The sequence below is a fragment of the Streptomyces sp. NPDC025638 genome (assembly GCF_055558775.1).
This window is the reverse complement of the sequence record NZ_JBVHLX010000012.1, coordinates 60938-74227: the sequence shown is the minus strand read 5'-3', so window position 1 is coordinate 74227 and position 13290 is coordinate 60938. Positions and strand designations below refer to the sequence as shown.

Below are 13290 nucleotides of genomic sequence, written 5' to 3'. Positions count from 1 at the left end.
CGGACCTGGAATACGGCGTCGGTCCCGGCCGGGTGAAGGAGAACATCACCCTGGCCGAACGCCCCACCGGTCCGGTGAAGTTCACGTTCACGCTGGACACCGACGGGCTTGTCCCGCGGGCCCGCAGGGACGGCTCGATCGCGCTGTACGGCGCACTGCCGAACACCCCGGCGATGGTCATCCCGGCGCCGTACATGACGGACGCGAAGAAGGCGGACAGGTCCGTCTTCGGCAGGACGTACAGCACGAGGGTCACGCAGAAGCTCACGAAGGACGGCAAGTCCTGGAAGCTGACCGTGACCCCGGACGCGAAGTGGTTGGCGTCGAAGGACCGCCAGTACCCGGTGGTGATCGACCCGACCATCACGATCGCGCCGTCGCCGTCGGACTCGCAGGACACGATGGTCCTGCAGGAGGCGCCGACGACGAACTACAACACCTCCTGGAAGCTGTCGGTGGGCCGCACGGCCACCGGCACGGCCCGCTCCCTGATCAAGTTCCCGCTCAGCGAGATCCCCTCGGGCACGAAGGTCGACTCGGCGCGTCTGGAGATGTACTTCGACAACGCGCACGACGGCGGCGGCACCAAGGTGCCGGTCGAGGTGCACCGGGCCACGGGGACCTGGGACGAGACGACGGCGAACTGGAACAACACCAGCTCGTACGTCGGTGAGCTGTCCGGCACCAGCTACACGGTGGACGACGGCGACGCGGGCACCACGGCGGCCACCGGCTCCTGGCCCACGTCCGGGTCGACACTGACGCAGTACGCGATCGGCAACGACTACCGCTACAACAAGGACACGGTGGCCGGGGACACCTACACCTGGCAGCCGAACATCAAGGACGCGGGCACCTACCAGGTGGACGTGCACTACGTCGCGGCCACCGACCGGGCCACCAACGCCCCGTACTCGGTGACGTCCAAGACCGGCACCACCACCTACACGGTGAACCAGCAGTCCGGCACGAACGGTGTCTGGGCCCCGCTGGCGGGCGGTGCGCAGATCGACTTCGCGAAGGGTACGGCGGGCAAGGTCGTCCTGGGCGACGGGCCGGCCTCCGCGACCACGTCCGTGATCGCGGACGCGGTCCGCTTCATCAACCCGGCGGTGATCAACAAGGACATCGGCGAGTACAGCCAGTGGCACAAGTTCCCGGTGACCGACACCGTGCAGCAGTGGCTGGACGGCACCTCGGTCAACAACGGGTTCGTGCTGAAGGCCGCCGACGAGTCGACGGCGGGCCCGATCGGCGGTCCGCGCTACGAGGCCGGCGACGGCGACTACGGCGGTGAGACGTCCACGATCCCGCGGCTGACAGTGACCTACGACAAGGTCGGCACCACGCTCAACTCGCCGACGGTCGTCCACTCCACGGGCCCGGAGCTGTCCTGGAAGGCGTACTCGAACACCACCGGTGACGCGAACAACGACATCGTCGAGTACCAGCTGCACCGCTCCACGCAGCAGGCGTTCACCCCGTCCGCGGCCACGCTCGTCGCCCCGATCGACAAGTCGGCGACGGCGTACACGGACACCACCGCGACTCCGACGCCGGACTCCTCCTCGGTGGAGATCGGGCGGTCGTACTACTACCAGCTCGCGGTGAAGACGAAGGGCGGCCAGCTCCTCGGCTCGCCCACGCGCATCGTGGGCGTCCCCAAGGCGGGCCGCACCATGCGCCTCGTCCAGGGCACCGCGGCCGGCGTCACGGACACCACCCTGTCCTCCGCGACACCGACCACCAACCTGGACACCATCGGCCGGGACGGTGTGGGCCAGAAGTGGCTGAGCGTGGGCAACAACACGCCCACGAACACCACCGAGAAGACCCGCGCGGTCATGAAGTTCCCGACCAGTGCGATCCCCACCACCGCCACGGTGCTGGAGTCCCGCCTGTTCCTGTGGGGCGCGGAGACCACCACCAAGACCAACGGTGCGATCTACGAACTCCACGGCCTGAACAAGGACTTCACCGAGACGCAGGCCACCTGGAACAACGCGAACTCGACCACGGCGTGGACGACGGCGGGCGGCGACTACTCGGGGACCGTCTCCGACACGGTCGGCACGGTCTCCGACGTCGGCCGTCACTGGTGGGACGCGACCTCCCTCACCCAGGGCTGGACCCGCACCCCGTCCTCCAACCACGGCGCCCTGATCAAGCTGAAGGACGAGACCGCCACGGGCCCGCAGGAGCAGACGATGTTCCTGGCCTCGGAGGCCGCCGACCCGCAGATCGGCCCACTGCTGCGCGTCATCTACGTCGACTCCACGACGGACGACACGTACTACGCGCCGCAGACCCCGGCCCGTATGACCCCGAACTCGACGTACACGGTGGACTTCACGGTCACCAACACCACGTCGAGCGCGTGGGCGAGCGGTGAGCGGGTCCTGTCGTACACCTGGCAGCTCCCCGACGGCACGGACGCGACCACGGGCGGCAATCAGCTGTCCACGGCGATCCCGCCGCTGTCCCCGGGCCAGTCGACGACGATCCAGGCGCAGGTCAAGACGCCGATCAACTCGGACTCGGGCAGCAAGCGCACCGAGTACGTGCTGGGCTGGGACGTCAAGAAAGTCGCGGACGGCAGCTGGCTGTCCGCCGGGACCGGTGGTATCGCGCCGCTGTCGCAGAACGTGGCAGTGGAGGACCTGACATCCGACACGCTGGGCCTGGAGAAGTTCTACTCCTACACGGGCAAGAACACCGGCGCCGGTTCGACGGTGATGAACAACCTCGCCTCCGGCAACAGCGTCTGGTCGTACAACGCGTTCTCCAACCCGGGCCGCGGCCTGAACACGTTCGCGCGGTTCGCGTACAACTCCCTCGACACCTCCAACGTGACCGGTGGCGCGGGCGCGGGCTGGTCGGCACAGCTGGGCGGACCGATCCGGCTGGGCGCGAAGCTGGACTTCCACCCGAACCCGGTTCAGAACGCGACGGAGATACGCCTGCCCGACGGTGACGGCACCACGCACGTCTTCACCAAGCAGGCCGACGGATCGTGGAAGGCTCCCAGGGGCGTCCACTACCGCATCACCGCGAAGCCGGGCCTGGACTGCACCCCGGACAAGGACCCGATCCCCGACGCCTGGACCCTGCTGCGTCCCGAGGGCACGCGGTTCTACTTCGGCTGCGACGGCTACCTGACCTCGGTGGTCGACAACAACGGCAACACGCAGACCTACACCTACGAGCAGCACAAGACCCAGGGCAAGGCCGCGAAGTTCCTCGCCTACGTCACCGACCCGGCCGGCCGGCAGTCGCTGACGGTCGACTACTACCAGAAGGGTGACGCGACCTACAGCTATATCGACGCGACGGGCGCCAAGGTCTCCGGCACCAGTCTGAACGACGCGGACATCTACGACCACGTCAAGTCCATCACGGACATCTCGGGCCGCAAGATCTCCTTCTACTACACGGTTCAGGGCCTGCTCGGTCAGTTCACCGACGGTGACGGATCTGCCCAGCCGAAGGTGTTCAAGTTCACCTACGACGCCACGCAGGGCAACAAGAACGTCAAGCTGGTCACGGCCACCGACCCGCGCGGCCACGACACCAAGCTGGCGTACAACGAGCCGAAGGCGGGTGACGACCCGGCCTACCACTGGTGGACGAAGACGATCACCGACCGTCTGAACGGTGACACCGGCTTCGTCTACGCGGCCGACACCACGAACACGAAGTTCGTCGACACCACGGTCACGGACGCCGAGACGCACGAGACGAAGTACGTCACCGACGACTTCGGCCGCCCGGTGCAGACGACCAACGCCAAGTCTCAGACGACCAAGATGAGCTGGGACGCGGACAACAACGTCACGTACCTGGAGGAGGACAACGGCGCCAAGACCGCGTACTGCTACGACCAGAAGACGGGCTACCCGCTGTGGTCGCGTGACGCGGAGAACAACAAGGCGGGCGTGCCCGACCAGACGGCCACCTGCGTGTCCGACACCACCAAGTGGCCGGCGAACGCAGCGAAGTACGAGTACCAGACGCGTGCCGACGGCTACTCGGCCGACCTGTTCCGCAAGACCTCGCCCGAGGGCCGGGCCTGGCAGTTCGGCTACGACTCGTTCGGCAACCTGAAAACGGTCACGGACCCGAAGGGTGTCGCGACGCCGACGGCGGGTGACTACACCACGTCGTACGAGTACGACGCCTACGGACAACAGACCAAGGCGATCGACGCAAACGGCAACGCGACCCAGAGGTCGGACTTCGACCCGGTCGGCTACCCGAAGACGGTCACCGACCCGTACGCCAAGTCCACCAAGTTCGTCTATGACGAGCGAGGCCAGGTCACCTCGGTCACGGATGCACTGGACAAGACGTCCACGCAGACGTACGACACCTTCGGTCGCCCGCTGGTGAGCAAGGTGCCGAAGGACCAGGCAGCGGGTGTCTACATCACCACGCCGGCCCCTGTCTACGACGCCAACGACAACACCACCGAGTCGACGTCTCCGACGAACGCGGTGTCGAAGGCTGCGTACGACGCGATGGACCAGGTGACGTCGGCGACGGCACCGGCCAACAACCAGACCGCGGACCGTCAGACGGCCTACACCTACGACAAGGTCGGCAATCTCAAGACGACGACCGAGCCGAAGGGTGTTGCGACCACCGCGGACGCCACGGACTACGTCACCACCAACAACTACGACGCGATCTACCAGCTCACGTCGGTGGTGAACGCCAAGGACGACAAGGTCTCCTACGAGTACGACAACGTCGGCAATGCCGTCACGGTGATCGACCCGAAGAAGAACGCGTCGGCGGACACCACCGACTACTCCAGCAAGACGGAGTACGACCTCAACCACCGCCCGTGGAAGACCATCGACGCCGCGGGCAAGTACACCACCACGGAGTACGACAAGGACTCGATCGTCGTCGCGACGACCGACCAGGTGAGGAACAAGACCCAGATAGTCCCCGACGAACGGGGCATGACCTTCGAGGTCAAGGCGCCGTACGACGGCACCACGGTGCGTACCACCCGCTATCACTACGACCAGGTGGGCAACACCGTCAAGGTCGAGACGCCGCGGGGCACCGCCACCACCGGGACGGACGAGGACTTCGCGTCGCGCACCGAGTACGACAAGCTCAACCGTCCGGTCAAGCAGTTCCAGCCGTACGACCCGGCGGACGAGACGCACAACAAGGCGGATGTCTACACCGAAACGGTCTACGACGAGGTAGGCCGGGTCAAGAAGACCTCGCTGCCGCCGGCGGGTGACCCGGCACGCATCGACACCGACTACACCTACTTCGACAACGGCTGGATCAAGACCTCCACCGACGCGTGGAACATCAAGACGGCCTACGACTACAACGACGTCGGTCAGCAGGAGAAGCGGACGCTGACCGGTGACAACGGCACGTCGACGCGGACCATGGGCTGGTCGCACTACCCCGACGGATCCCTGAAGGCCCGTACGGACGCGGCCGGAGACCCTTCCGCGGACAGGTCGTACGCCTACGACTACGACCTGAACGGCAACATGCTCACGGTCGGCGAAACGGTCGGCAGCACCACGAGCGTGCCGTACACGATGACCTACACCGGTCTGAATCAACTGGAGAAGGTCACGGAGGCGCTCACCGGCCAGGAGCCGAAGACCACCTCCTACACCTACGACGCCGACGGCCAGCTCGACACCGTCAGCCATCCCCAACAGCACTCGAAGTACGAGTACGACCTGCGCAACCTGCTCACGAAGGTCACGGCAGGCCAGACTCCGACCGACCCCCAGCCGGACATCACGCAGTTCACGTACACGGATCGCGGTCAGCGCGCCACCCTCACCAAGGGCAACGGCAACACCGTCGATTACACCTACTACGCAAACAGCGCCCCGAAGACCAGCACGGAGAAGACGAGCCAGGGCGCGCTGGTCTCGTCGCACGGCTACGAGTACGACGCCAACGGCAACAAGAGCAAGGACACGGCGTCGCTGCTGAGCGGTAACGGCGACGGGGTCCGGAACTCCGTGACCAACTACACCTACGATCCGGTCGACCGGATCAGGGAGTTGGACAAGACCGGCAGCAAGCCGCGGACGGAGCAGTACTGGCACGACGACAACTCCAATGTCGTCAAGCAGCTCTTCCTCCAGAAGTCGGAGGTGACCGAGTTCTACTACAACAAGAACCGGCTGAGCTCCTCCTCGAATCTGGTCGATTCCTCGGCCATCTACGACTACGACACTTTCGGCCGGATGAAGTCCGTCACCGAAAACGGTGGCGCCGCTGTCGAGGAGAACACCTTCGACGGCTTCGACCGGCTCATCGGCACGGTCCGCAAGGCGGGCGACAAGACAAACACGACCAACTATCGCTACGACGCACTCGACCGCACGGTCGAGAAGAGTGTCAACAACGCCGTCACCTACGAGTACGACTACCTGGGTCTGTCCAGTGAGGTGTTCAGTGAGGAGCTCGACGGAACCCTTGCCAGGACCTACCAGTTCGGCCTGGGCGGAGAGCGCCTTTCCCAGCTGAACCACTTGAACGGCGACAGCGGCTACTACGGCTACAACAGCCACGGCGACGTCGAGGCGTTCACCTCGTCCGACGGCACTCCCACGTCCACCTACGGCTACACCGCCTACGGCCAGGACGTCAGGGACGAGTGGACCGGCCTGGACAGCATTTCGGCGCCGGACGACGAGGGGACCAACCCCTACCGCTTCAACGGCAAGCGCTGGAACGCCCAGTCGGAGACCTACGACATGGGCTTCCGGGACTACAGCCCGGAGCACAACCGGTTCATCAGCCGGGACTCGTACACCGGCGCCGCAGCCGACATGAGCCTGGGTGCAGGGGCCGCCACCAGCAACCGTTACGGCTTCGCCGGCGGCAACCCGGTCAACAACATCGAGCGGGACGGCCACGCAGCCTGCGACGTCGGCTGCCAGGCACGCAACCAGTACCAGATGGGCGGGGACCCGATCATCCCCGACGCGGAAAGGCTCCTGTTCAACGTCCAGTACCACGACGGCTCCACGGGCCTCGAGAACTGGGTGGACCCTTGGGACTTCATCAAGGAACTGTCCGGGGCCGCCGATGTCGAGGGGTGCTCGAAGAACCCGTCGGCAATACAGTGCACGATGGCTGCCGCAGCGGTATTGCCTGGTGCAGGAAAGCTGCTGAAGGGCGCCAAGTGGGCCGACGAAGCCGTCGAGGCGGCTTCTGACGCTCCGAAGTTCCTGAAGAGCATGCCCATCGCTGAAAAGAACAAGTCGCGCATGGGCTTCCGGTATCAGAAGCACGTGACAGGCCAGGACGATGAACAGATTTGGCGACTGAACAGCGGTATTGACAGTGGTCGCCGAGTCGAAGTCGATGGTGGGCCCACGGATGGATGGATCGTCGAGTCAAAGTGGACGCAGAACGAGTACCAATGGGAGGGAAGCCCGTATCACCCCAGTAACTACTTCAGCGAGTCGACCACGGTTGACCAGGCCAGAAGGCTGCTTGCTCTGAATTCAGGCCTAGGCGGAAATGGCGTGAGATACGCAGTGTCCAGCCCGCAGGGAGCAGCCTTCTACCGAGGGGTTCTACGGGAGTGGTTCCCTGAAGAGATGGCCAACGGTACACTCGCCGTATGGCACGTCAGCGCAAAGGGCATGCAGTAGTGGACATAGTGGCGGAAAGCATCATCGTCAATGTCACTGAAGGTCATCTCAAGAGAAATCTTGCAGAGATGAATTCGGTGGTGCAAGAGCTCGGCTGGAAACCTTCCGGCTCGGTCGCTCCTCCCGGCTGCAGACGCTGGGAGGCAGGCGGCGTGTTCCTTCACCTCGCGTCCTGGGGGGGTGGATGGGCCCTCGATTTCATCTTCGCCGAGGTATGGCCAGAAGATGTCGATGAGTTGGGATCCGAGGCAATTGACTCGGCCATCGATGAGCAACTGCCATTCTGCCGCGAGGTCCAGGAGTTGCTGCTGCAGGCATTGCGGAGCAGAACCTCGGTCTCGGTCGGTGATGGAGCCGAGTTCGCCGACAGCGATTTCGTTGAAAGCTCCGTCTGGAACGTTGCGGGCTCTCCACTCGCTGTGGGGATTGCCAGCAACGACGTCGACACACCGGTCCTGGTGATGGCGAGGTTGTTGCTGGGTTCCTAGGGGAGGTGCTTGTGAGGGGCCGCCAGTCTGCTGGTGGCCCCTCACTTATTTGAGTCATCCGGAGCCCCAAATTCCCTTGCCCGTACCATGCGCTGCACCCAACGGAGGGTGGATGGAGAAAGAAATGCTCACTACAACAAGCACCGGCTGAGCTCCTTCTCGAATCTCTGGTCGATTCCTCGGCCATCTACAACTACGACACTTTCGGCCGGATGAAGTCCGTCACCGAAGACGGTGGCGACGGAACCCTTGCCAGGACCTACCAGTTCGGCCTGGGCGGAGAGCGCCTTTCCCAGCCGAACCACTTGAACGGCGACAGCGGCTACTACGGCTACACCGCCTACGGCCAGGACGTCAGGGACGAGTGGACCGGCCTGGACAGCATTTCGGCGCCGGATGACGAGGGGACCAACCCCTACCGCTTCAACGGCAAGCGCTGGGCGGATCCTTGGGACTTCGTCAAGATCAGATTCGAGAAGGAGTTCAGCCGGTTCATGAGGGTGGGAGGAAACATGCCGATCTTGGTTGACCAGAATTCTGGGGAGTGTCGTTTCGTTCACGGCATGAAGGAATACCGACAGCTCAGCGGCGAGTGACGCCTGAGCTGAACCAGGACACCTGCCCGGCGGTCCGGGTCCCCGGCCGTCCGACACCGTCCCGGTTGTGCCCGGGGCAAAGAAGGATTCCAGAGGCCTTCACGTCTATCGAACTCTGCTTTCAGGAAGCGGCCGATATCGCAATAGCGCGAACGGAATCGTGGCGACGTCGGGCCTGCATTTTGGCGCGGTGACGCTGGGAATGACGACGGGTGACGGGTGCGGGATCGGGCGGGTGTTGGCGCCGTGACCCATGGGGTGCGTGCCGGGCCTAGCCTCGCGCTTTCGCGAGGTGGGCTATCCAAGGGCTGATCAGAAACGCAGAAAGTGCTCTTGACCTGCAACGATGGGACTTGCTGAGGGTCCTGTTGGCTGCGAGGAAAGAGCGCGGTGCGGGCGAAGCTCCGGACAGTTGGCCGCAGTGGGCGCGTGACGCCTTCCGGCAGGCAGATGGTCATGCAGAGGAAGGCATCATTGCGTCGTTGGCGCACAATGAGCACGTCGTTCTTGGTGCCGTTTCTCGCAACGTGTACTGGGGCGTCTGCCATCGGCTCATGTCGTCGCGGTCGCGGCCGTGTGCGCCGGTGTTCCCACCTCGCTCCTGGTGGGGGTGTTCGCCTGGCCGGTGGTGCTGCCGGCCTGTGCCGTGCCCGCGGCTCTGGCCGCGCCCGTCTTTATGCAGCGCAAGGGGGGCCCTGCGTACGCCGCTGTCCACGCCGCTACTTCCGTACTGTGCGGGCGAGGGAGGGCCGCCGAACGGCGACGGCCCTGTGATCAGCCCGGACGATCAGGCCTTGACGTAGGGGCGGGAGCGGGGCTCGCCGCTGTTGAGGTAGCTCAGGAACCAGTGGGCTGCGAACTCGACCGGGATGGAGAAGGGATGCCGGCGGTCGGTCAGATAGTGGAACAGGAACTCCGTGGCCGTGCAGTCGAAGCGGCTGTCTGCCTCCCCGTCGTCATTCGTGGCGTAGACGGGCCATCGATCGGGGTCGGGGCCGTCGGCGATCCAGTAGAACGTCTGCTCATGCTCGTTGCCCGCCCAGCGCAGCAGGCCGCCCGCCACCGGGAGGGACGAATCCGGCTCCCGTGACTGCGGCTCCCGCGACTGCGGGCCGAGCCGCGCGCCGTACGGGACGGACCGGTGGAGGACTGGGGGAAGGCAGACGTCGAGGAAGCCGTCGAACTGGCCCTCGCCGAAGGTTTCGACCAGAGCCTTGTAGTCGGCCGGCAGGGGTGTTCCCAGCTGGAACTCGATCGCCGTCCAGTCGACCGGATACGTGCGTGCGGATGGCCACCCCGTGACGGCCACGAGCCGGTCCAGCCAGGATGCCTCCGCCGGCAGTTGGTCCGTGCTCGCGGTGGTCCGTTCGGCGACGGTCAGCATCGGCCGGGCGTCGTCCTCGCGAAGGTGACCGAAGGCGATCCACCGTCCGCCGAACGGCCAGACGAACCCCCAGTCGATCTGTTCGGCGCAGGGCAGCCGCGCCGGCCCGCTGCCTTCCGTGAGAGGAGCCCCGTACCGGGAATCGAGCGTCTCCACGAGGTCGTCCACGTCAGCGGTGTCCGAGATCGGCAGGCACACATGTCCCGCCGGATGAGCGGGCTCCGCACACCTCAGGTCGCCGAAGTCCGGCCACACGAGTGCTGCCACATCCGCCAGCAGTTCCTGAACATCCATGGCCGGATTCAAACACGGGCCACCGACAGTGGGCCGAAGTGCAGGCCGGCGCTTCGGTGCGACCACGAAACTCCGGTTTCGGCTTGCTTCGTCCCATCGTTCGCGGTCGCCTCGACGGCTGTTGTATAACCAGGCCGCCATCGAACCGCCCATCCCTTTCGAAGGGGTACGTCATGCTGTCCAGAACCGGAAGACCTCTCCGTCCGAGCGGGCTCCGCGCCCTCGGTCTCGTGTCGGCCGTGGTCGCCGTGGCAGTGTCGTCCGGATGTTCGGCGAACGACGGCAAGGGGACGTCGGCAGAGCGGCATGCTTCCGGGAAGCCCGGGGCGGCGCGGCCCGACTCGACGCGTACGGCACACCCCACGTCCAAGCCCGTCCCTCCGCCGAGGACCGCCGCACAGTTCGTCTCCCGGGCCCGGGAGACCATGGGCGCCGAGAAGGGGTGGACGTTCGTCCTGCGGGGCAGCGAGTCCGCCGTCATGCAGGGGCAGGCGCCGTCCGGGGCGACGTACGCCGCGACCGTGCACCGGACCACCGCCCCCGTCGCGCTCCAGCAGACCGGCACGATCACCACCAGCAAGGGGGAGCGCAAGCCCGAGGTGGTGTATGTCGTCGGCGGCACGGGTTACGTCAAGGAGGGTGCCGAGGGGTGGAAGAAGGGGGCGCTCTCCGAGCCCGACATCGCCGATGACGTCGAGGACCCCTTGGCCGAGCTGGACGCGTTCGCCGCGTACGCGAAGAGTGCGACGGTGAGTCGTACGGGGGCGGGCGTACGACTTCGGGTGAGCGCGTCAGGGTGGGGGTTGTCGGCTGCCCGCGGCCGGCCCGCGCTCAAGCGGGCCGTGCGCGAAGTGGAGCCTGTGCTGGCCCAGTTGCGCAAGGCGGGCGTCACGGCGACGGACGGCCAGATCACGCTGAAGAGCTTCACGGAGACGTGGGATCTGGGGGATGCGGCGCATGGGTATCGGGTCGCGGCACATCGGTACGCGTTCGCGTTTCATGTGCCGTTCCAGGGTGGTGACATCACGGTGAGTCAGGAGGTTCGTGCTGACAACCGGGGTGTGTTCAGCGGGGACTTGGCCCTGCCGTCGGGGGTGAAGTGACCTGTGCGACGCCGACGCACGACAAGGTAAGAAGGTTGTGCATCTGGTGTGAGTACCCATGTGGCGATTGACACTCCTGTGGCCTGTGATGTTGGACAGTCAGATTCCGCTTGGTGAACGGGGGAACGAGGTCCTGCTCCCCTGATCCGAGCGAAGGGGGAACGTTGTCATGGGTGGAGTGGACACGCGACCGTGCCCGGGCGAGATGCGTGCGTGCGCGGCTGCCTTCGTCGCCCGTGCCACCGCCCGCACCCGGCTGCCGCTGGACTACTCCGAGCGCAGCCTGCGGGTCGTGGACTTCCTGATCGACGGGCTGCGCAAGGGCGGCGCCGACCGGGAGCGGGCGCGGGAGGCGCTGTTCGGGCTGGGGGCGTACGTCGGTGAGGTGCTCGTGCGCCGCGCGGGGGCGGTGTGGGTGGACTTCGACGCGGGGCAGCGCGCCTACTTCGGGCAGCCGGCGGGCGTGCGCATGCCGGACGGGCGGGTGTGGAACCCGCTGGGCAGGGTGCTCAACCGTTTCGAGGTGGGCGGTCCGGAGGACTCGTTGCAGACCTTCTGGCTGACCCTGCACGGGCGGGCGCGCCGCGAAGCCGGCTGACCGGCCCGCACTCCAGCGGCCGGACGGGTGGTTTGCCCGCAGAGTCCGGTTTGTCGCCTCAGTCGTCCTGGCGCTTGCCGCTGCTGTATAACCGGCTCTCGTTCCGGTCGGCCGCCGTTTCTCGGCCGTGCCTCTGCTTCCCGCTGCCCATCGAAGGGTCTCTTCGTGCTGCCCTCTTCGCGTTCCCGTGCCCGTACGTGCTTCGTCGCCGCGCCGGCCGTCGCCGGTGTCCTGCTGATGGCGTCGGCCTGTGGAGGCCCAGGCGGGGACGGGGGAGGGTCCGGCAGTGTCGCGGTCGGGGCGACGGGCGGGACAGAAGCGCCGAGTGCCTCCCTTACCTCATCGTCAGCGTCATCCTCGTCCGCATCGCCCTCGCCCTCGCCGTCGACGTCCGCGTCCGCCTCGGCGAAGGGCAAGGCCGGGGCCAAGGCCAAGGGCGACGCCTCCGCCTCGCCGAGTGCGGCCCCGGGTACGGACGGCACCCCGCGGGCCACCACCGCCCCGCCCGCCGCCTACGCAACCCCGAACTTCCCCGTTCCCGCCTCCCCGGGTGACGCCACCCAGCTCATCACCGTGAAGGCGAGCGGCTCGTACGCCACCGTCACCGCCTGGGCCAAGGGGGCCTCGGGCTGGAAGGCACAGTTCAGCACCGGTTCCGGCCGGGTCGGCTCCAACGGCGTCACGAACGGGGCGACACGGCGGCAGGGGACGTACACCACGCCCTCCGGGACCTACACCATCACCGAGGGGTTCGGTGTCGAAGCGGGCGGGACGAGCATGCCGTACCACGTCGTCAACAGCTCCGACTGGTGGGTGGAGGACCCCCAGTCCAAGTTCTACAACTCGATGCACAGTGCGGCGGGCGCCGACTTCCCGCTCACCGAGGCCGGTGACCGGGGCAGTGAGCATCTGATCAACTACCCGACCCAGTACGCCAAGGCGCTCGTCATCAACTTCAACCGGTGGCCCGCCACGCCCGGTCGCGGTGCCGGCATCTTCCTGCATGTGAACGGGAACGGCGCGACCGCCGGTTGCGTGTCCGTGCCGCGCGCCACGATGAACCAGATCATGGCCTGGATCCGGCCCGGCACCCACCCGCGCATCGCGATCGGCTGACCAGGGCGCGGCACATGAGCAGTGCATGCGCGGCATGCCAGGGGCGGCAG

The 13290-nt window shown here is 66.3% G+C and carries 7 protein-coding genes; 6 read left to right on the top strand and 1 reads right to left on the bottom strand.

The features are described 5' to 3' along the window. The first annotated feature begins 401 nt into the window (after positions 1-401). The 3 genes from ACZ4EG_RS28785 to ACZ4EG_RS28775 all read left to right on the top strand — a co-directional run bounded on the left by ACZ4EG_RS28785 (position 402) and on the right by ACZ4EG_RS28775 (position 8745). Entirely contained in the window at positions 402-7661 is a 7260-nt protein-coding gene (locus tag ACZ4EG_RS28785) for a DNRLRE domain-containing protein (RefSeq protein ID WP_467792793.1), read from the top strand. Next, positions 7631-8149 (top strand): hypothetical protein, encoded by a 519-nt coding sequence (locus ACZ4EG_RS28780; RefSeq protein WP_467792651.1) that lies wholly within the window; start codon positions 7631-7633, stop codon positions 8147-8149. The genes ACZ4EG_RS28785 and ACZ4EG_RS28780 overlap by 31 nt, the downstream gene beginning before the upstream one ends. A gap of 212 nt (positions 8150-8361) precedes the next feature. Further along, the gene (locus ACZ4EG_RS28775; RefSeq protein WP_467792650.1) at positions 8362-8745 is read left to right on the top strand and encodes a hypothetical protein; all 384 of its coding nucleotides are present in this window, start codon (positions 8362-8364) and stop codon (positions 8743-8745) included. A gap of 787 nt (positions 8746-9532) precedes the next feature. Here the strand turns inward: ACZ4EG_RS28775 and ACZ4EG_RS28770 are convergent. Then, positions 9533-10423 carry a hypothetical protein gene (locus ACZ4EG_RS28770; protein ID WP_467792649.1) on the bottom strand — a complete coding sequence of 297 codons (891 nt, stop codon included), beginning with the start codon at positions 10421-10423 and terminating at the stop codon, positions 9533-9535. Positions 10424-10596: 173 nt separating this feature from the next. Between ACZ4EG_RS28770 and ACZ4EG_RS28765 the strand changes: the two genes are divergently transcribed. The 3 genes from ACZ4EG_RS28765 to ACZ4EG_RS28755 all read left to right on the top strand — a co-directional run bounded on the left by ACZ4EG_RS28765 (position 10597) and on the right by ACZ4EG_RS28755 (position 13240). Continuing rightward, complete coding sequence (locus ACZ4EG_RS28765) at positions 10597-11526, top strand: hypothetical protein (RefSeq protein WP_467792648.1); 930 nt, start codon at positions 10597-10599, stop codon at positions 11524-11526. A gap of 169 nt (positions 11527-11695) precedes the next feature. Then, entirely contained in the window at positions 11696-12124 is a 429-nt protein-coding gene (locus ACZ4EG_RS28760; protein ID WP_467792647.1) for a hypothetical protein, read from the top strand. Positions 12125-12289: 165 nt separating this feature from the next. Beyond that, positions 12290-13240, top strand: coding sequence for a L,D-transpeptidase family protein (locus tag ACZ4EG_RS28755; protein WP_467792646.1), 951 nt, complete (start codon positions 12290-12292; stop codon positions 13238-13240). The last annotated feature ends 50 nt before the right edge of the window (positions 13241-13290 follow it).

Coding starts and splice junctions, on each gene's coding strand:
- ACZ4EG_RS28770 (WP_467792649.1), bottom strand. CDS start 10,423: ATGGATGTTCAGGAACTGCTGGCGGATGTGGCAGCACTCGTGTGGCCG.
- ACZ4EG_RS28785 (WP_467792793.1), top strand. CDS start 402: ATGGTCCTGCAGGAGGCGCCGACGACGAACTACAACACCTCCTGGAAG.
- ACZ4EG_RS28775 (WP_467792650.1), top strand. CDS start 8,362: ATGAAGTCCGTCACCGAAGACGGTGGCGACGGAACCCTTGCCAGGACC.
- ACZ4EG_RS28780 (WP_467792651.1), top strand. CDS start 7,631: ATGGCACGTCAGCGCAAAGGGCATGCAGTAGTGGACATAGTGGCGGAA.
- ACZ4EG_RS28765 (WP_467792648.1), top strand. CDS start 10,597: ATGCTGTCCAGAACCGGAAGACCTCTCCGTCCGAGCGGGCTCCGCGCC.
- ACZ4EG_RS28760 (WP_467792647.1), top strand. CDS start 11,696: ATGGGTGGAGTGGACACGCGACCGTGCCCGGGCGAGATGCGTGCGTGC.